The organism is Mycobacterium sp. NGS62, from assembly GCF_059812285.1.
The window spans coordinates 1-375 of the sequence record NZ_JCALCK010000097.1; the positions used below are offsets into that span (position 1 = coordinate 1).

General features: G+C 68.0%; 1 protein-coding gene. It reads left to right on the forward strand.

The window, feature by feature from the left end:
• Positions 1 to 375: transposase (locus tag AC5Y49_RS24865; RefSeq protein ID WP_499892032.1), on the forward strand; the 375-nt coding region annotated here is incomplete at both ends.

Sequence of the window (375 nt, forward strand, 5' to 3'; positions counted from 1 at the left end):
TGGCCACACCGGCGATCCCCTCTACGGTGTGCGCCGCACCCTGCGCACCCGGCTGCCTCTACTCACCAGTCGCCAGCAATCCCGGCTGACCAGCGTGTTCGCCGACGACAACCACCTCGCGGTCCTGGTCACCTGGAGCGTCTATCAGCGCATCATCGCCGCCTACAGCCACCCCGACCGCCGCCGCGGCAAGACCATGATGACCGGGCTCATCAACTCGCTACGCCGCAGTGTGCCCGCCGCACTCGAGGAACTGGCCCAGCTCGGCCGCACCCTGCACCGGCGCCGCCATGACGTGCTGGCCTACTTCGACCACCACGTCTCCAACGGCCCTACCGAAGCGATCAACGGACGTCTGGAAGCCTTGCGCCGCAA